The following is an 18674-nucleotide window of genomic DNA, read 5'->3' as shown; positions in this document are numbered from 1 at the left end:
CAAACAAGTGAGCATGGTCCGATTCAGGTGGATGTGTCGCTGGCCGTTGCCTTGTGGATCGCAAAGGCTGCCCGCGCCGCCTCTATGTCCTCCTGGTAATGCTCGGCCCAGACCCACACACCGCAGAACGCCGCACTCAGGCTGCGGCCCAGCTCGGTCAATTCATAATCCACCTTGGGCGGAATGACCGGGTAGATGGTCCGGGTGACCAGCCCACCCTCCTCCATCTGGCGCAGTGTTTTGGTCAACATCTTTTGGCTGATACCGCCCACCAGTTCGCCCAGCCGCGTGAAACGGGTGCGGCCCTCCTGCTCCAGCGTCTCCAGGATCAGCATGGTCCACTTGTCGGCCACCCGCCCGATGATCTCGCGCACTAGGGCATCGAGTTGGGGGTCTGTATGTTCGGGAGGCGTGCCGTAAGGTGCGGTGAAGTCCAACTTTCCTGCTGTCATACGACACTCTCCTTTAGGTATGTATGGAACTTCGTGGTGCTTACTTCCCAATCGACTGCGATCAGTCTAGCATCGGGTCAAGGAGAACATCATGCAAACGACGGGCAACACGATTCTGATTACAGGCGGCAATTCGGGCATCGGGCAGGCGCTGGCGGCGGCGTTTCACGGGCTGGGCAATACAGTCATCATCACGGGGCGCAACCAGAAAACGCTGGACGAGACGGTGGCCGCCCATCCCGGCATGAAAGCGGTGGTACTGAACGTGGACGACGCGGACGATATTGGGCGCGTGGCCGTCAAACTTGTTCAGGACCATCCAGCCCTAAACGCCGTTATCCACAACGCGGGCATCATGCAAGAAGAGGATCTTAAAATGGGCGAGGCGGATACTGCCGAGGCGCACATCACCACCAACCTGCTCGGCCCCATCCGGCTGAATTCGGCGTTGCTGCCGCATCTGTTGCAGCAGCCGAAGGCCGCCGTGCTGACTGTTTCTTCAGGTCTGGCCTTCGTGCCGCTGTCGCTCAATCCCACCTACAGCGCCACCAAAGCGGCCATTCATTCCTACACCCAGGCCATGCGTTACCAGCTTCAAGGCACAAATGTTCAGGTGATCGAGCTGGTGCCGCCCTACGTTCAAACGATGTTGCAGGGTGAGCGGCAGGCCAATGACCCCAACGCCATGCCACTAGACGACTACATCGCCGAGACGATGCAGATTCTGACCACGCAGCCAGACATCCGAGAAGTGCTGGTGGAGCGGGTCCACGCCCAACGCTTCGCTGAGAGGCGCGGCGAACATGACGCTTTTTTCAAACGGATGAACGATATGTTCACGGCAACGCGGAAGCCATAAAGTCACCGTTCAACTATATTTCTTGCAACGAGAAAGGCCGAGCCGATCCTAAAAGTTTGTCCGGCTGATGTGGGTAGGGTTTAGAGCCTATTCGGGAAGTCGAAGGAGAGTATCAGATTTAATATGACTCAGACAGTGTTTCTGCTCCCTCCCTCTTTATGGGGGAGGGTTGGGGAGGGGGTGAACCGCAGACGCCCTCCCAGCGCACCTTAATCAAAACAGACGCTCCACTTTCCGAATAGGCTCTAAGCAAAACCCTAGCAAGATCAGTTTCAGATCTCCAATGTCAACTGAGCTGGTGCACCACGTCCCTGGTCTGGGTGTACAGCCGCTTGAAAAGTTCAAAGTTACGCTCGTAAACTGCCTGGTTTGAAGTGTCCGGCTTGATGATGCGGCCCGGCCTGACCCAGGTCTGCAAGTCCTCACGTTTCAATTTGCCAGCCGCCAGCCCAGCCAAGAAGGCATCGCCATAACTGGCCCCGATCGTCAGCGCGGGCACTTCCTGCACCACGCCGCAGATGTCCGTCACAATTTGAAGCCAGGTCGTGGTCTTGGCTCCGCCGCCAACGGCCACGATGCGCTCTACCTGTGCCCCCAGATGACGGAAGGTTTCGATATTGTGCCGGATTCCGTAGCCAACGCCCTCGAGTGTGGCGCGAAAGAGGTCATCGCGGGTGGTCGAGAGACTGAGGCCCGCCATCACACCCCGCGCTTTTGGGTCATTAATGGGCGTACGCTCACCACTGAAGTATGGGAGCAGCAGCACTCCGTTAGCACCGGGCGGTACACCGTCAGCCGCTGCAAAGAGCTGATCGTAAGCGTCCTCTTCGGGCAAGTCCCGGGCCAGCTCGTCGGCAAACCAGCGAGTCAAACTGCCGCTGGTAGCCATGCCCGCTGCCAAGTTGAACTGTCCATCGTAAGCCCCATTTACCGTCCATACCCGGGGATCAGGTACTGGTGCGGCCTCTACCAAAATGAAAAACGTGGTTGAGCCGTACATGATCATCAGGTCGCCAGAGTTGACGACTCCGACACTCAACGCCTCGCTGAGCGCGTCCACCGCTCCAACCGCGACAGGCGTGCCCTCGCGTAGGCCCGTCTCCGCCGCCGCCTGAAGGCTCACGAACCCGGCCAATTCATCACTCCAACCCAGGCGGGGCAGGACGCTCAGATCCTTGTCGCCAAGAACTGCGCCTGCGAAGCGGTCCGACCAGGTCAGCGTTTGAGGATCATACAGCGGCATGAAGTGGCTGGCTTCGTGGTGATTGATCACCCACTGGTCGCTCAAACGGTAACAGAGGTAGCTGCTCGCGGTGGTCAGCGTGCGCGCCTTGGCCCAGACCTCAGGCTCGTTTTCGCGTAGCCAACGAATCTTCGGCCCAATGGCCTGGCTGGTGAATGCCATCCGGCTGTGCGCGAAGACGGTGGCCTCACCGAGTTCATCCTCGAGCGATGTCATCTGGGCATGAGCACGGGTGTCGACGCCGTAAAGAATTCCGGGGTGCAGCGGCACGCCATGCTCATCAAGCGCCAGCAGACATGGTCCAATGGCGCTCAGCGCGACTCCAGCGATGCGCGCAGCATCTTCACCCTCGATCAACGCCTGGATGATCTGTACTACATCGCGCCACCAGATACTGTCTGCGTCTTGCTCAACAAATCCAGGGCGGGGAAGTGAGACGCCGTGCGGGATCGTCTTTGAGCGCAAGACCATTCCGCTCAGGTCAGTGAGCACGCCCTTGCTACTGTAAGTCCCAACATCGATACCCAGCAGCAAATCTGCCGACTCGCCCCACTTCATCGTTCGGTTTTCCGGAGCCGGATATCGCATGGTTTGAGCATAACGATTGCACGACTCACACAAGGCGGAGCGGTTTGAGCAGAGCGTCGGCCATGCAGGCGTTTCAGGCGAAGTCCCTGCCCACCGAATTGCCGTACACCGGCTGCTAGGCACAATGAACTCGACCAGGGATCGCTGACTGTCAGGAGCACCGGAGCGCCTTCAACCACGTTTTGCAACCCCTTCACGGCTCCAGCACCACTTTAATGACTCCATCTCTGTACTCGGCCAGCATCTCAAGCGCCTCGCGCACCTGCGAGAGTGGCAACGTATGGGTCACGACAGCATTGACATCGATAATGCCCCTTTGCACAAATTCAATGGCTCTGGGATAAATGTTGCCCATGCGCCGCGAGAGTTTGATGGTCAAACCTTTGCGCCGCACCTGCGAACCTGTGAGGGTGAACTCGTCTCCGTCGGGAATACCCACCAGCACCACTTTGCCGCCAATTCTCACCGCTTCGGTGGCGTGGCGCGGCCCGTGCGGACTGGTGGTGGCCTCTATCACCACGTCCGCGCCGCGCGTGGGCGTGTCTTTGACCGAGGCGAGGTAACTTTCGGTATCGGGAAAGACGGAAGTTGCGCCCAATTCCAGCGCCTTTTCTCGGCGGTACGCCTGCGGCTCGATCATGGCGATGCTCATAGCGCCGCTGATGCGGGCCAGCATCTGAACATACAGGCCGATGGTGCCCGCACCCAGAATCGCCAGATGCGTGCCGGGCCGCAGTTTGGCCAGGTCGAGCGCGTGCATGGCAACCCCCAGCGGCTCCAGCAGGGCGGCCTGCACCGCCGTGAAGTTTGGCGGCATGATGAACGCCGTGCTGACGGGCACCGCGATATATTGAGCCATCGCGCCGGGGCACGGCGGAGCGCCGACAAACACCATATTCGGGCACAGATGATGGTTACCCTGATGACACCAGTAGCAGTGGTGGCAGGGCTGGGCCGGATCAACCGCCACGAGCGTGCCGTCGGGAAGGCCATGCGGCTCACCTGTGCCCTCGACCACCACGCCCGCGAACTCATGGCCAGGCGTAAAGGGGGCGCTGACCACCGCCGAGCCGATCTTGCCTTCATGCCAATAATGCAGGTCGGAGCCGCACACACTGTTGGCGAGCACCCGGATCAGCACCTCACCCGACTTGACGACGGGCTTTTCAATCTGGCCGAACTCGATATGATGTGCCCCACGCATGATGGCGGCGGGCATCATGACATTGACTGACGTTCTGGAGTCGGGCAAACTGGTGGTGGTCACGGTGGCTCTCCTTGTGAGGCGGCGACTTGTTGTGAATCAGAGGTTGTCACTGGCATTCCATTTTAGGGATGGCACCTCGTGCAGCGTTCTGGAAATTCTGATATCTCGATGGAGTATGAGAGGCGAAGTGCGTTTTTGAAGCCAGCCGATTTCAAAGTCGGAAACTGACTTGCCAAATTCTCATGATTGGGATTCTCTGGTGTCAGAACTTAAAGAACGCTACACGAGCTTGAAAAAGAGACAAATTGTCGACTTTAGATATGGTTTCACTTTTTTTGGCGACGTTCTCGCCGACTTCCATGGCATGGACCACGAATTCATGGGCACTTTGACCCAACTGGGCTGTCCGGAGCCGCCCCACAAACTCTGTGTGCCGTGAAAGGTTTTGATGTCGCTGGCGCAAATCCGACAGGCTTCCACTTCGATAATATTGTCGGATCTGGCACGCGGCACTTCCACTTCTTCCAGGCGATAATCATCGGGGGCATAGACGACGATCGCCTGCATGGTCTTGGGCAAATTTAGGACTTGGCGTTGGGCGCGGACAGTCAGCCTATTTCGGTTGAGTTATCAGAACCGCTACAGTTTATAAATCAAGACTCTGGGGGACGATGACGAGATCACGGATCGTAATATTGCGTGGCCGTGTCAGCATGAACATAACGGCCTCGGCGACTTCGTTGGCTTCCATAAGGCTCCCGTCCGCCAGAGCTGCGTCGCGTTTGGCCTGAGGCCAGTCATTGATGAGCGCCGTGACGACCGGCCCCGGCAAAACGGCACCAACACGCAGGCCATGCTTGGCTACCTGCCTGCGTACCGTATGGACAAAAGCCTGTACGGCATGTTTGGACGCCGTGTAGATTGGCTCCCACACGACCGGTACCACACCAGCGACTGAACTCGTCACGATGATATCGCCACTCTTTCGTTCAATCATATGAGGCAGCACGGCTTGAATAGTGCGGAAAGTAGCGTTGATGTTCAGGTCAAGCATCCGGTCCCAGGTGTCGGGATCGCCTGTCGCGACTTCACCACCAATGTAAGAACCGGCGTTGGCGTGAAAGATGTCGAGTTGGCCCACGGCCTCTAGAATCTGCGGCATCATCGTTGCGACGCTTCTCTTATCAAGCAGATCGATGACAAGTGGAATGGCGCCAGGGCCGATCTCGGCACACTGCTCAATGAGCGCCCCTTCTGCTCTGTCGATCAGGACGACCTTGGCACCTGCAGCGGCCATATGTTTCGCGCATTCAAGTCCGATCCCGGAGGCGGCACCCGTCACTGCCGCAACCTTACCTGCGAGTGTCTGTGTCATTTATAAACGTCTCCAAAAAGTTGAGGTCAGCCACGGCCACTGGACATGCGCGAGCGCCGCGACAGGGAATCGACAATGACGGCGATTGCCAGAACCGCGCCAGTAATCATGTAGCGAAGCGATGACGACAGATCGAGCAGCGTCAGACCGCTGGAGATCGCCTGAATGACGATGATGCCGAGCAGGGCCGAATAAGCGCTGCCGCGTCCACCGAACAGACTGGTGCCGCCGATCACAGCCGCAGCGATGGCGTTGAGATTGACGTCGCCGGTACCGGCCTGCTGGCTTGCTGAAGCCAGCCGCGACGCCGCCAGCACGCCACCAAGGGCAGCCAGCGTCGAACAGATCATGAAAGCACTCATGTAAATGCGGGTCACATTGATGCCTGCACGCCGCGCAGCTTCGGGATTGCCGCCAACAGCGGTCATCGCACGCCCCCATTGCGTCTGCTTCAAAGCATAATTCATCGCGATGACCAGGCAAACAAACAACCCGAACATCCACGGCACGCCACGCGTCTGGTTAAGGTAAAAAACGATGAGTTCCAGACCTACCAAAATCGCCAACGCCTTGATCGCGACCGTACCCATCGGCTGTGTTGACAGACCAGACGTCCTACGACGCTGCTGAATTCGGTAGTCTGTCAGGAAGACACCAACTGCGGCCAAAGCAACGAGCGCATAGGATAACCAGTTGGGCACCGTTAGGAGCTGACCGAATGAAACCAGCGGCGATTCGAAAGGCAGATTGATCGAGCCAGTCGAGCGGAGGAGAAAGAGTTGCAGTCCAAGAAAGGCAAGCAGCCCTGAAAGGGTTGAAACGAAGCTTGGCATGCCGAGCCAGTTGAAGAGAAAGGCGTAAGCTGCGCCGATGAGCGCACCAATGACGAGCGCTGCGACAATGGCCAGCAGCACGGGCCACCCCTGATTGACCCACAAGGTGCCAACAAGTGCTGAGGCGAAGCCGCTGACCGAACCGACCGACAGGTCGATCTGCGCCACCATCAGAACACAGACGATACCCAGCGAAATCACACCAATCGTCGAGGAATCGAACAACAGGTTGGCGATGTTGGCGCTCGACAGGAAGACCGGATTGAGAATCTGGAAAACGGTGCAGATAATGAGCAGGCCGACGATGACCGGCAGGAAACCAAGATCACCTGATTTGACGCGGGTGATGAATGCCTCAAAAGCGCCGCTGATGCCGGTCGCATGTTTGACACGGACGTCGGCGCGGTCGAGCAGCGGGGTGTTGGGAGAGCCGTCTGGTGGCTGACTCATGAGCTTGCCTCATTGGAATGTTCGCGCTGGGCGCGACGCCCGGCACGCCGAGTAACCGAATTTTCCGTTGCGCCTGTGATGGCGCTGACCAGTTCTTCGTTTGAAGCGTCGGGCGTAAGAATGCCATTGTTGCGCCCGAGCCGAAGCACAACGATCCGGTCGGCGACGGCACGCACATCCTCCATGTTATGGCTGATCATGAGCACGCCAAGGCCACGCGCGCGCACCCGCTCGATCAGGTCAAGCACTTCCGCCGTCTGCGCGACGCCGAGGGCCGCTGTTGGCTCGTCAAGCATGATCAGTTTTGGCTGAAGCAGGAGCGACCTGGCGATGGCAACGGTCTGGCGCTGGCCGCCCGAAAGTGAGGCGATCGGTTCCCGCACACTTGGAATGCGCGCCGAGAGTTCGTTGAGGAGCGTCCAGGAGCGAATTTCCATGCCGACTTCGTCGAGATGCCAGGGTCCCTTTTCTCGCCCTAAAAAAATGTTGGCGACGACATCGAGATTCTCGCACAGGGCAAGATCCTGGAAGACCGTCGCAATGCCGAGATCAAGTGCCGTCGATGGATCGGTCAGTTTGACCGGCTTACCGTCAAAAAAAATCTCTCCTGCGCTCGGCTGATGGACGCCAGCAAGAACCTTGACCAGCGTCGACTTGCCCGCACCGTTGTCACCGACAAGCGCGACAACTTCACCAGCATGAACGTCAAAGTTGATATCGGTGAGTGCAGAGACGGCACCAAAATTTTTGGAGATGCCGCGCAGACTAAGCACTGGCTCTCCACGAGGGACTGCACTTTCCAGATGTTCACTCATTTCATCTCGCCTTCCCCTTGCTGATTGGAAGAACTTTGCAAAAGGGTCGTCCGCCTGTTGCAGCGGACGACCCCCTTCACAACGCTTACGGGTTAATGCCAAGCTTTTTGCAAGCGTCTTCATACCCCTTACAAAGCACAGCGGCAGCGACAATTGGCTGACCGTTGAGCTTCTTATCAATGACTTCAGCCTTAAGATTTTCGGCAGTGATCAACGTCGGTACGAAGAGCCTCGACGGCGTATTGTAGAGCGTCGTACTGGCCTTGGGCTTCTCACCTTTGAGGAGCGCTACGGCCAGGTCTGCAGCAGCGCCTGCGACGATCTCGCTTGGCTTCAAAATCGTGTTGTACTGAAGACCTGCGACGATGTACTGCAGCCCCGCAATCGTTGCGTCGTTGCCGGTGATCGGCGGAACCGGGTTGACGCCCGCCGCCTTGAACGCAGCGACCGCGCCGCCGCCCGTGCCGTCATTGGCGGCGACGACGCCAACAATCTGCTTGCCAAAGCGCGTGATCTGGCCGCTTGCCCATTGCTGAGCCTTGCTCGGTGCCCACTCTGGGGTGTCGTATTCGGCGAGGGTCTTGTACCCTCCGGACGCGAGGCCTGCATGAATGCCTTTCTTGATCAGGCCAGCGGCAGCGTCCGTTGGCGAACCGTTGATTTGTAGAACGCCGCTTTGACCAGTCGGCACTTTCATCTTCTTGAGTTGGTCGACCAGTGACTTTGCAATGATCCTGCCGATCGCTTCATTGTCGAAAGAGACGTAGTAATCGGCCACCGCGTTCGGGATCGGACGGTCATACGCGATGACCTTGATCCCTTGCCCCTGGGCACGCTTGACCAACGCCGCCGCCGCCGCCGTATCGACTGCGTCCAAGACGATTGCCTTTGCGCCCTGTGCGATCACGGAGTTGAACTGCTGCTGCTGTTTGGTGGCGTCCCCGTCCGCATTCAGGTAAATCACTTTGCAGCTCGGACACAGCTTTTTCATTTGAGCGGCAAAGCCCGGATAGTCGTGTTCCTCATAGCGCGTGGAGCCCTGATCTGGCATGAGGAACGCGACGGTCGCATTGCTCAATGTTTGGGCGTTGGCCTGCATGCCAAAAACGGCACTCAGCAAAGCGGCGGAAAGAGCAAGTGTACGTTTCATAAAATTCCTCCAAAATAAAATCAGTGTGCAGAAGAGTCATCGCCAAAGCTGGGAAGTGAATAGAGCCGTCTGAATCAGACACAGCAGTCCGAAACAGTCCGGGTGATTCCCGCAGAAGTGTTGAGCATTTGAGCTTTGGCTGAGCAATAGTTAAGCACGGGGGTATTCACCTGTCAACCTCTTTACTTTTTTCAAACGCATTGCTTGCACGAAGCTTTGCCAAATCTCCGAGCATAAAGGGTAAAAGTACCAATCGATTGCACTGGCAGGGAAACAACTGTCGAGTGGCCCACTCTCACCTCTTGACTTTCGGAGGACAGAGGGGTATGTAAAAAGAGCCTATTTGATCTTTTGCTCACAGATTGAGAAAAAATTCAGAACAAATGCCCACATGCATACGTTCAAGCTCTAAAATCTCTGGTGCTGACTGATTGGCCTTACCCACGTTGTCTAGTTCATTCCCTATCGATTCAGGAGTCCTATGTCGCTCACGCCAAATTATTCTGTCCCTCTCGACCGCTACAACAGTGACGAACTGACCAGCCTCGCGACTCTGTATTACATCGATGGGCTGACTCAAGAAGAGCTGTCCAAGAAATTTGGCGTCTCGCGGGCAACTGTTGGCCGGATGTTACGCCGCGCCCAGAACGAGGGCATCGTGGAAATCCGGGTTCGGCAAAGTCCGAAGCAGAGTGATGATGTGGAGCGTGCGCTGGTTCAGCGTTTCGGGATTCTTCGGGCTATTCTGACACCCGACCATGCCGACCCGGAAAAGCAGCGCGGGATGCTGGCGAGTCTGGTGGCCGGGTACCTCGATAAAACACTGCAAGACGGCATGATCGTGGCGGTGGGCATGGGCCGCAACATCAACGCGGTCTCAGACCACGCGATTTCCACCGCGCCACGTGAGTGCGCATTCGTGTGTGCCATCGGCGGCACGTATCAGGGCGGCGAGGCCATGAACCCGGATCATATTGCCCGCCGCCTGGCTGCGCAGTTCGGCGGCCAGAGCGAAACGCTGTACGCCCCCGCCCTGATGGGCAGTCCCGAAGTCGCCCGGCAACTCAGTGCTAATCCCACGGTTCGCCAGACGCTGGATAAAGCCCGCCGCGCCGATCTGGCGTTGGTCGGCGTAGGCGATATGTCTGCCGATAGCAACATGGTTCGCATGGGTTGGTTTTCACCGAGTGAGTTGGCCGAGGCCAAACGCATCGGTACAGTCGGCGATTTAATGGGTTACGACTTTTTAGATATTCATGGTCGTAGCGCCGCCACCCAGATTCAGGGCCGGGTGGTAGGTCTGAGCGTGAATGACCTGAAACGCATTCCAAATGTGATCGCTATGGCAAGTGAGCCGTCCAAGGTGACGGCCATTCTAGGGGCGCTCAGAACCGGGGCAATCAACACACTGGCGACCAGTGTTTCCAACGCCACTACTCTGCTGCAAATGGAAGACGCCATTAATATTGGTCGCCAGCAGATAGTCGGTGAAGGGAAATAAGTCAGGCGTTATCGTAGTTGCGTCGCCTGACCTGGCCCTCGAATAGCGTCCGTATCACGAAATGCCAAATAGGATCAAAAATCAGTCAGGCTCATTGCGGCAGTCGAAAAGTTTGTGGGATAGCCTTCAGTACGGCTGTGTTGCCTTAACTTGGGCTCAACCTGGCGAAGGCCCGATTTTTGTCCAATTCGATGAGAGGTCGAGTTTCACTGTCTGACACGCCTACCGTTAGCAGCGTCGTGGACGACGCTGCTAACGAAAACCTATTGCCATTGCTCTGAATTTTGCAATAGAGATACGCAATCCAGGAACGCTGATTTCTATGGGACGCCCTCTGGGTCGCACAAATGCCCGTTTCCGCATACTTTAATAGATCACCTATTGTCGAGGCTTATCCTCATCTGCGCACAACCGCTTCTTCCGGCATTTCCGTGCAATTTGAACTCGCCCCTGACCTTAAAGAGCTGCGTCTGGTTTAGAATTGATTGTTCTAAATGACATCAGTTTTAAGATCTTGGAAAGTCGGAGAGGTGAAATACCCTGCTGCATAGAAGCAGCGGAAGAGCCGCAAAACCGGGTCACGCTCAGTTCAGGCTACTCCGACTCCCAGCTTTCATGACGCTAGTTGAAGCAACTCAACCCTACGCGTAGATGAGGGCTGAGGCGCGCGCGCGCTCGATCTTGCTGGCGTCCTCACTGCCAGTTGGAGCCGTCAAGACGACGATCTTGAGTTCGGTATCGCCAGCAGAAAGGTGGTCGCAATCGACAGTAATCTCACCGACAATCGGATGTTCGATCGTCTTGCGGTCCTCACTGTGCTCGCCGATGGCACCGGCGCGCCAGAGTTGCGCGAAGTGGGCATTCCCTTGAATCGTGCAGCGCACCAATTCGGCCAGGCGGTCGTCTGCGGGGTAACGCGCACTTGCACGCCGCAGGTCGGCGACAATCGCACGGTCGCTTGCCTCAGGGTTGCCGATGCGGACTGGCCAAGCCGCCACGCACCCATGGCTATTAGGGGTAGGAAAGCGTGAAGCGACTAAGCTGCGGTGCTCCGGCGCGACCTTAGACGGGTCACCGAGCAGTGCAGCCCAGCTAGAGTTCCACCAAACCATCCGCCAATCAGCCGAAAATACCGCGACCGAGATCTCCCCTAAACGGGTGAGCAACCGCTGCACACCGGGCGAGATGTGATCGCTGATGACCTCATTGCTTGGCAGGTGGAGCCGAGCCAGATGGTAGAGATGCTCGCGTTCAGCGTGGGTGAGTTGGAGGATGTGGGCCAGCGCAGCCACAACCTGTCCAGATGGATTGGTCGCCCTGCCTTGTTCGAGCCGGATGATGTAATCAACTGAAACACCTGCCAGATCGGCGAGTTCCTCGCGGCGAAGACCGACTGCCCGACGAGGCCGACCTGAGGGGAGGCCAGCCTCGTCAGGACTCAGTCGTTCACGCCACACCCGAAGCGTCGCTGCCAAGCTCGTTTCCGCGTATGTCATCTATATCACTTTAGCTCAGCACACGTTTCGCCACTGTCGCTCAGGGTGGTATTGCTGGTCCTACCGTTGCGCCGTCTCTGGTTGTCAGTCTGCTGATACGTGAGAGTAGCGCCATGACCATCACCTTCATCACCGGAGCCAACAAGGGCCTCGGCTACGAAACCGCCCGCCGCCTCGTCCAACTCGGCCAGACTGTCATCATCGGTGCCCGCGACCTGGAGCGTGGCCAGGCTGCCGCTGACCAACTCGGTGCCCGATTTGTGGCCATCAACGTCGCGAACGATGAATCGGTCGCCCGCGCCGCCGCCGACATTCAGGCACACGAGGGCCACCTTGACGTGCTGATCAACAATGCCGGGATTGTCGGCTCAGCGCTCCCCGCCGAGCAACTGTCTGGTCCTGAAGCCACAGAGATCTTCGACACCAACGTTATCGGCATCGTGCGCGTCATACACGCCTTCCTGCCGCTGCTCAAGCTCTCCGAGAACCCGGCGGTGATCAACGTCAGCAGCGGAATGGGTTCGTTTGCACTCACCCACGATCCCGAGCGCGTCGAATCCAAGCCCATCGCTCCGCTCTATACGGCTTCCAAAGCCGCCGTGACGATGTTGACCACCCAGTACGCCAGGGCGTTGCCCGGCATCCGGGTCAATGCGGTGGATCCCGGCTACACCGCCACCGACTTCAATGGAAACAGCGGTTACCAGACCGTCACGGAAGGCACAGATGCAGTCGTGACCCTGGCGACTGAAAGCCGTGGCGCTGGCACGGGCCGGTTCGTCAGTCGCGGCGGCCCCGTAGCCTGGTAGGAACAAGCCACTTCTTGCTGCGTCCCGCTCACAATCAGCTTGTTCAATACGCTTCTGTCACTTCTCCCCAGCCATGAACGCCTCCCTCGAGGAAAGACCACATGTTTCACTCCGGATGTACACCCATCCACAGCTTTACCAGACAAGGAGAACTATTATGCCCAGCTTCGAAGAACGGTTTGAGCGTCTTGAGGATGAACTGGCCATTCGTGCCTTGGCCGCCCGCTTCGCCGACACTGCGACTCGGAACGACATTGAGGGTTTTCGGGCGCTGTGGATCCCAGACGCCACCTGGATGATTGGTGCTCCGAACGCCGCTTCCTGCCAGGGCCTTGAGGAGGTCATGACCTTGTTCCACGGATTGCGGTCCAACAAAGACTTCTTCGTTGAGTTCGTAAATCCTGGCGTGATCGAGCTAGACGGCGCTCGCGCCACTGCACGGTGGCTCATCTACGAGGTGGCCAAAGGGCCCAACGAGGTGTACTACACCACGTACGGGTATTTCGACGACATTTTGGTGAAGACGGAGAACGGTTGGCGCTTCAGCCACCGCGCCTACACCTACCTCTATCTGGATTACAGTCCGTTTTCCGGCGAAGGCTTCCGCGTTTGATAAAAGTACACGCTCCTTATAGATCCATTGAAAAGTGCCACGGAACAGTTCGGATGTAGCAATGCCGAGTTCGATAGATTACCAAGCAACACGCCAGGCAGAACAAACACCGCCACTGAACACAGAATGATACGGCTACTGAGGTCTATCGTTGCGGGTTCGCTCATGAAGAGGCAGCTTTTTGAGAGGCTGCTTCCTGTGTTCAACAGTGGCATGCGCCAACGTCGGTCACAGCGGACCCACGGCCAATTTTCCCCTGACTCCGCTCACGGGAAAGCACGCCATTGACACGCTGGCAGCAGGTCATCCTTGAGTCGGTTCTTCGAACATAGATGACAATGACCCTCGCAGTGGTCTGTGTATCTCCTCGCCCAAAGGAAGGACAGAATATGCTTTTGATCACAGGCATCACCGGGAGAGTTGGCGGAGCCGCCGCACAGCAGCTGCTGGACCAGGGGCGTCAAGTGCGCGCGCTGGTCCGTGACCCGCAGAAGGCCCAAAAATGGGCAAATCTCGGCGTTGAACTTCATCCGGGCGACCTGACCGACGCCCAGGCCCTGACCAACGCGCTGGCTGGTGTGGAGGGTGCCTTCATCATGCAGCCCACTCCCTTCGGCGTCACGCCGGACTTCCCGGAGGCCAGGGCCATTAACGCCAGCGTGGCCCAGGCGCTGCACCAATCCTCACCGCCAAAACTGGTTGTGCTGTCCTCAGTCGGGTCGGAACAGTCCAGTGGCCTGGGCAACATCACCCAGACCCACCTGCTTGAAGTGGAACTGCGCGACGTCACCTTCCCCATCGCCTTCGTGCGGGCAGGCGGGTTCCTGGAAAATAACCTGGGGGCGCTCGGGCCAGCGGCGTCCAGCGGCATTTTCAACAGCTTCCTCCAACCGACAGACCAGACCTTTCCGATGATCGCCTCGCAGGATATCGGCAACGAGGTCGCGCGCCTGTTGCTGAGCACCTGGGACGGCAAGAAAATCGTGGAACTGGGATCGCCTGTCAGCCCGGATGACCTGGCAAGGGCCATGGGTGAGGTGCTGGGCCGAGACGTGCAGGCGCAGGCCCTCCCCCGTGACCGCTGGACCGGCGCGTTGAGCGCGATGGGCCTGCCAGACGACAAAACGGCCATGTGGGAGGAGATGCAGGACGGCTTCAACTCTGGCTGGATTCACTTCGGCATGCCAGGCACCAAAGCGGTTGCGGGTACGCTGACACCCGCCCAGGTCTTTGCTGAGGCTGCGCGGCACAGGGCAGGCAGGCACGGACCTAGTGAGTCCTAAAGACTCCGGGGACCACAACGGCTGGAGCGCAGAGCACAACACCGAGGTCTTGTGAGGCCCGCGCCCCAACTGCTCTTCCCACAGGAAGGGGGTCCGGTCAGTCCAACCCCTTGCCGAGATGGACAGCACCGAGGAAAGGAAGATGGGCAAGGCGAGAGGCAACGCTATCAAGGATCTCGCATCCCAATTGCAGGGGCGGGCTTACTCCGTTCTTGGTTGCGACCCCACCGAGAGATTTCGCAACGGTGGTTGCCACTCTATCTCGCGTTCTTTCAGACGATGCATAACATCTGTTGTCGCGGGTTTTCGCTGTTACAGCCGATGTTGACCTCGCTTCTGGTCTCAGCTCCCCGGAACCCAGGATGAGCCTAAATCAATGCTCCGACAGGCTGATAGAATTCTGGGCAATCTCTTCAAGCATCCGGGTGTGCTTGGGCTGCCACCCCAGCACCTGCCGAGCCTTCTCGGCAGAGGACTGGCTGTTGCTCGCCCAGTAAAAGGCCATTGACGGCATCCCCAAAGCCGCGCCGAGGTCTGGAATGTCCAGCTCGGTCGTCTGACTGTCTTGCCCAAGAGAGCGGCTGACCGCTTCAGCAATGGCTTTCGCCCGAATCCCATATTCGCCCGCCGCGTGAAACAGCTCGCCGCCCTGCGCGTGTTCTGCGGCCAGCACAAACAAGTCGGCCAAGTCATCGACATGGACGAATGACCACTTGTGATCGGCGCTGCCCGTGGCGTAGGGAACAGCTCCCAAGCGCTGCCCGGCCATCTTCAATACATTCACGATGGACTGGCCGTTCGAGCGCCCATAGACGTTCGGGGGCCGCAGCACGATGCCCCGCACACCTTTCGCGTCCAGCACTTCCTGCTCGATCTGGAGACGTTCACTGAGGGCTTTGAGGCCCGGATCAGCAGTGGGTGGGAAGGGCGGAATGGGGGTCTGCTCGTCAAAGACGGTGATGCCGGTATCACCGAGAAGGGCTGTCCCGCTGGTCAGGATAAATGGCTTCTCACTTCCGGCCATCTCCGCCAGCATCGCCCGAACGGCCTGCTTGTCGGTCTCCACGCTGCCGACGAAGTCCTGTGCGTTGAAAGCGGTGTGGATGACGCCGTCGGCGCTGCGAACGGCGTCCTTCAAAACCGAGATGTCCTCCAGACCGCCCCGCACGCTGCTGATGCCGCGCTCTTGGAGCAGTTGAGCAGAGGCCTCCGACCTCGCCAGACCAATGACCTGATGTCCTGCCGCCTGGAGCTTCTCCGCGATGACGCTTCCGATAAAACCTGTTGCTCCTGTCAGAAATATATTCATGCCTATTACGATAAAATATTTGCTTACCAAAAGGAAGTACATACCTTGAAGTAAGCGGGTATCATTTTCGTATTCGCCGCAGTCCTGACCCTCTTCAGAGCCTGAGTGAGCTGGCCTTCAGGCCGTCTGGGAAGGCGTTTCATACCCTTTGAAGTTTAGCACTGGCACTTCGTTGATCCTGTGAAACTCCGGGGTCAGGAGCTGTGTTCAGACGCCCAAGACATGACCTATTCAGTTGACGGGATGAGTGGAGACGCAGTGCGCCTGTGCCAGAGAAGCTTCTCGCAATCAGGCACAGGCACAGTAGAGGGTATCCTGGAAGAGTCAACCTTCGCAGATGAAGCGGTCAATCCTGCCTGGATGGGTTTTAGTCTAGGAAGGGGTAATCGGTGTAGCCTTCCGCTGTGCCGCTGTAAAAGGTACTTGGGTTGGGAGCGTTGTAGGGGCCTCCGGCAGCGAGACGGGCGGGAAGATCAGGATTAGCGAGGAACATCACCCCGTAAGCGATCATGTCGGCCACGCCAGCGTCAATGAGGTCCAGGGCGTCAGCGCCGGTCGGTGTTCTGCCCGTCTGGGGATTGAGGATGAAGGTATTGGGCCAAGCCGCGTGCAGCCGGTCGGTCAAATCGCGCCCAGCACTTTCCATGAGGTGCAAGTAGGCCAGGTTAAGGTCAGCCAGTTTGGAAACCAGCAGTCCGTAGGTCGCGTCTAGGTCACTGTCATCGGCAATATCGTTCAGGGTGACACCGGGGGCAATCCGAATGCCAACCCTGTCAGCACCGATGGCCTGCACCACGGCTGCGGCGACTTCGGTGGCAAAGCGGACCCGGTTCTCGGCGCTGCCGCCCCACTGGTCTGTGTGCTGGTTGGCGTTCGGGGCCAGAAACTGGTGAATCAGGTAGCCGGTTGCGCCGTGAAGTTCAATGCCGTCAAATCCGGCAGCGACGGCGTTGCGGGCCGCGAGAGCGAAATCCTGAATGGTCTGAAAAATCTCTTCCTCGGTCAGTTCTCTGGGGACGGGGAAATCCTTCGGGCCTTCGTGAGTGAACACCTGCCCTTGAGCCTGAAGCGCAGAAGGCCCCACCGGAACCAATCCATCCGGCAACAGGCTGGCATGACCAATGCGGCCAGTATGCATCAGTTGGGCAAAGATCACGCCGCCTTTTTGATGCACGGCGTCCGTGACCACTTTCCAGGCTGCGACCTGCTTGGCTGAATGCAGGCCAGGCGTGTTGGTGTACCCCTGACCAACCGCCGACGGCTGAATGCCTTCAGTAATGATCAATCCAGCACTGGCACGCTGGGCATAGTAGTTTGCCATCAGCGGTGTGGCGGTCATGCCCGGCTCTAGGGCGCGGCTGCGGGTCATCGGGGCCATGGCGATATGGTTGTTCAGGGTTTTGCCCGCGAATTGGTACGGCTCAAATGCTTTGGTCATAACAATGATCTCCTGATGGTGATGAAGTTGAGGGGCGACGAGACATTGGGGGCATTCCAGGTTGGTGGGTGAATGCTGACGAACGGGCGAACGCCCAGATGCACTGGGGCTGAACTGAGACGGGACACCCAGACTTCACGTCTTATACGGATTCCGATTAATTTGTGCAGAGCGGCCACCAGTGAAATAAGGTGTGTTGGGTGATCAGGTCAGGCTGAGTTTCAAGCCAGGCACATTGGCGGCCCAGCACATCCTGAAGCTCATCGAGAGAATCAAAACAGCGGTTCGCAAGTGGTCTGTCGGTCAAATTCCACGCCCGTTCCACGGGTTGCAGTTCTGGTGAATAGGGCGGGAGCGTGATGGTTTCAATGCCTGGGGGATGTCCCTCCACAGGAGGGACATGGAAGCCCGCGCCATCTTCGACCAGCAACACATGATGATCTGGACCCGCGCCGAGACTGGCCGCAAACGCGGCAACGACGAGCTGGTAAGCCTGTTTGGTGACCTCTGGAACGAGCCAGAACTGACTGGCTCCAGATTCAGGACAGACGAAGGCGTAGAGATAGAGCCACTCGTAACGTGGCTGAACAGGACGGATGGCTGGTTGACCGGTGGGGGACCAAAGAGACCGCGTGATGGGCTGCAATCCGATCCGATGTTCGTCCATTGCCCAAAGTGAAACGTGGGGGTGGAGCCGCTCCGCTGCGCGAAGCCGCTCCGTCAGGACTTTGATTTGAAGGCTTCTTTGGCTGCCTCGTCGCCCCCGACATGTCGGGGGCGGGGATGTTGTGGCGAAAACCCAGCCAGACGCATGAATTCATAGGTTCGGCTGAGATACACCTTTTTACCGAACTGTTCTTGAATCCACTGCTGGAGCATTTTGCCGTCCCAGACGATGCCCTGATCAAAATCGTGTCGCAGGTGGACAGCAAGCTGCTGTTGTTCATCTGGACTCAGCACCGTGGGTGCGCCCTGGTTGTGCGCCCGGCCATCCCCTAAACCGTCCAGCCCCAGGGTGTGATACCGCTGCAAAATGTGACGCGCCCCAGAGACGGAGTATTTGGTCAGTTCCAAAAGCTCAGTTTCTGTTCTGCCTTCCGCAAGGAAGGCAAAGAACTGCGCTCTGCGCCGCTCCACAGCGCAGGTACTGGCCCGATAAATGGCCCAGAAGTCGTCAGCGGAGTGCTGGAGTTGGATGGAAGAGAAGAATTTTTTGATCTGGACAGTCTACAAGATTTAATCGGAGTCCGTAT

19 protein-coding genes are annotated in these 18674 nt (G+C 58.0%); 6 read left to right on the top strand and 13 right to left on the bottom strand.

Annotated features, from left to right (window positions below; all coding sequences use genetic code 11):
• Window positions 1-23 precede the first annotated feature (23 nt).
• Window positions 24-452 (bottom strand): winged helix-turn-helix transcriptional regulator, encoded by a 429-nt coding sequence (locus BOO71_RS21930; RefSeq protein WP_075836076.1) that lies wholly within the window; start codon window positions 450-452, stop codon window positions 24-26.
• 91 nt (window positions 453-543) lie between these two features.
• Between BOO71_RS21930 and BOO71_RS21925 the strand changes: the two genes are divergently transcribed.
• Window positions 544-1311, top strand: a complete 768-nt coding sequence (locus tag BOO71_RS21925; protein ID WP_075836074.1) for an SDR family oxidoreductase — start codon at window positions 544-546, stop codon at window positions 1309-1311.
• A 286-nt stretch (window positions 1312-1597) separates the two neighbouring features.
• Here the strand turns inward: BOO71_RS21925 and BOO71_RS21920 are convergent, their stop codons facing one another.
• From BOO71_RS21920 to BOO71_RS21895, 7 genes are all read right to left on the bottom strand, one after another.
• Window positions 1598-3142, bottom strand: coding sequence for an FGGY-family carbohydrate kinase (locus BOO71_RS21920; RefSeq protein ID WP_254843257.1), 1545 nt, complete (start codon window positions 3140-3142; stop codon window positions 1598-1600).
• A gap of 193 nt (window positions 3143-3335) precedes the next feature.
• Window positions 3336-4409, bottom strand: coding sequence for a zinc-dependent alcohol dehydrogenase (locus BOO71_RS21915; RefSeq protein ID WP_083653735.1), 1074 nt, complete (start codon window positions 4407-4409; stop codon window positions 3336-3338).
• Between the two features lie 219 nt (window positions 4410-4628).
• Window positions 4629-4916: a hypothetical protein gene (locus BOO71_RS27290; RefSeq protein ID WP_139323111.1), complete on the bottom strand. Its 288-nt coding sequence runs from the start codon at window positions 4914-4916 to the stop codon at window positions 4629-4631.
• 79 nt (window positions 4917-4995) lie between these two features.
• Window positions 4996-5724, bottom strand: a complete 729-nt coding sequence (locus BOO71_RS21910; RefSeq protein ID WP_075836070.1) for an SDR family oxidoreductase — start codon at window positions 5722-5724, stop codon at window positions 4996-4998.
• Window positions 5725-5750: 26 nt separating this feature from the next.
• On the bottom strand, window positions 5751-7007 hold the full coding sequence (locus BOO71_RS21905) for a sugar ABC transporter permease (RefSeq protein ID WP_075836068.1): 1257 nt from the start codon (window positions 7005-7007) through the stop codon (window positions 5751-5753).
• The gene (locus tag BOO71_RS21900; RefSeq protein ID WP_254843256.1) at window positions 7004-7945 is read right to left on the bottom strand and encodes an ATP-binding cassette domain-containing protein; all 942 of its coding nucleotides are present in this window, start codon (window positions 7943-7945) and stop codon (window positions 7004-7006) included. The genes BOO71_RS21905 and BOO71_RS21900 overlap by 4 nt, the downstream gene beginning before the upstream one ends.
• Complete coding sequence (locus BOO71_RS21895; RefSeq protein ID WP_075836064.1) at window positions 7908-8972, bottom strand: ABC transporter substrate-binding protein; 1065 nt, start codon at window positions 8970-8972, stop codon at window positions 7908-7910. The genes BOO71_RS21900 and BOO71_RS21895 overlap by 38 nt, the downstream gene beginning before the upstream one ends.
• A 481-nt stretch (window positions 8973-9453) precedes the next feature.
• On the opposite strand from BOO71_RS21895, the gene BOO71_RS21890 reads away from it, so the two are divergent.
• The gene (locus tag BOO71_RS21890) at window positions 9454-10473 is read left to right on the top strand and encodes a sugar-binding transcriptional regulator (RefSeq protein ID WP_075836062.1); all 1020 of its coding nucleotides are present in this window, start codon (window positions 9454-9456) and stop codon (window positions 10471-10473) included.
• Between the two features lie 641 nt (window positions 10474-11114).
• Here BOO71_RS21890 and BOO71_RS21885 read toward each other — a convergent pair.
• Complete coding sequence (locus tag BOO71_RS21885) at window positions 11115-11969, bottom strand: helix-turn-helix transcriptional regulator (protein ID WP_075836060.1); 855 nt, start codon at window positions 11967-11969, stop codon at window positions 11115-11117.
• A gap of 113 nt (window positions 11970-12082) precedes the next feature.
• Between BOO71_RS21885 and BOO71_RS21880 the strand changes: the two genes are divergently transcribed.
• The 3 genes from BOO71_RS21880 to BOO71_RS21870 all read left to right on the top strand — a co-directional run bounded on the left by BOO71_RS21880 (window position 12083) and on the right by BOO71_RS21870 (window position 14674).
• Entirely contained in the window at window positions 12083-12778 is a 696-nt protein-coding gene (locus BOO71_RS21880) for an SDR family NAD(P)-dependent oxidoreductase (protein ID WP_075836058.1), read from the top strand.
• 157 nt (window positions 12779-12935) lie between these two features.
• Window positions 12936-13391: a nuclear transport factor 2 family protein gene (locus BOO71_RS21875; RefSeq protein ID WP_075836056.1), complete on the top strand. Its 456-nt coding sequence runs from the start codon at window positions 12936-12938 to the stop codon at window positions 13389-13391.
• Between the two features lie 389 nt (window positions 13392-13780).
• Window positions 13781-14674 carry an NmrA family NAD(P)-binding protein gene (locus tag BOO71_RS21870; RefSeq protein ID WP_075836054.1) on the top strand — a complete coding sequence of 298 codons (894 nt, stop codon included), beginning with the start codon at window positions 13781-13783 and terminating at the stop codon, window positions 14672-14674.
• Between the two features lie 373 nt (window positions 14675-15047).
• Here the strand turns inward: BOO71_RS21870 and BOO71_RS21865 are convergent, their stop codons facing one another.
• The 4 genes from BOO71_RS21865 to BOO71_RS21850 all read right to left on the bottom strand — a co-directional run bounded on the left by BOO71_RS21865 (window position 15048) and on the right by BOO71_RS21850 (window position 18453).
• Entirely contained in the window at window positions 15048-15983 is a 936-nt protein-coding gene (locus BOO71_RS21865; RefSeq protein WP_075836113.1) for an NAD-dependent epimerase/dehydratase family protein, read from the bottom strand.
• A 367-nt stretch (window positions 15984-16350) separates the two neighbouring features.
• Window positions 16351-17421: an alkene reductase gene (locus BOO71_RS21860; RefSeq protein ID WP_075836051.1), complete on the bottom strand. Its 1071-nt coding sequence runs from the start codon at window positions 17419-17421 to the stop codon at window positions 16351-16353.
• Between the two features lie 157 nt (window positions 17422-17578).
• Entirely contained in the window at window positions 17579-18145 is a 567-nt protein-coding gene (locus BOO71_RS21855) for an IS630 family transposase (protein ID WP_254843259.1), read from the bottom strand.
• Window positions 18142-18453 carry a winged helix-turn-helix domain-containing protein gene (locus BOO71_RS21850; protein ID WP_217694930.1) on the bottom strand — a complete coding sequence of 104 codons (312 nt, stop codon included), beginning with the start codon at window positions 18451-18453 and terminating at the stop codon, window positions 18142-18144. The genes BOO71_RS21855 and BOO71_RS21850 overlap by 4 nt, the downstream gene beginning before the upstream one ends.
• Here BOO71_RS21850 and BOO71_RS28505 point away from each other — a divergent pair.
• Window positions 18439-18674 (top strand): hypothetical protein (locus BOO71_RS28505; protein WP_217694929.1); only part of this gene is annotated, 236 nt, incomplete at its 3' end. The two genes, BOO71_RS21850 and BOO71_RS28505, sit on opposite strands and share 15 nt — an antisense overlap.

The sequence above is a fragment of the Deinococcus marmoris genome (assembly GCF_001949125.1).
GTDB lineage: Bacteria > Deinococcota > Deinococci > Deinococcales > Deinococcaceae > Deinococcus > Deinococcus marmoris_A.
The sequence above is the reverse complement of the archived record's forward strand: the minus strand, read 5'-3'. Positions and strand labels throughout refer to the sequence as shown.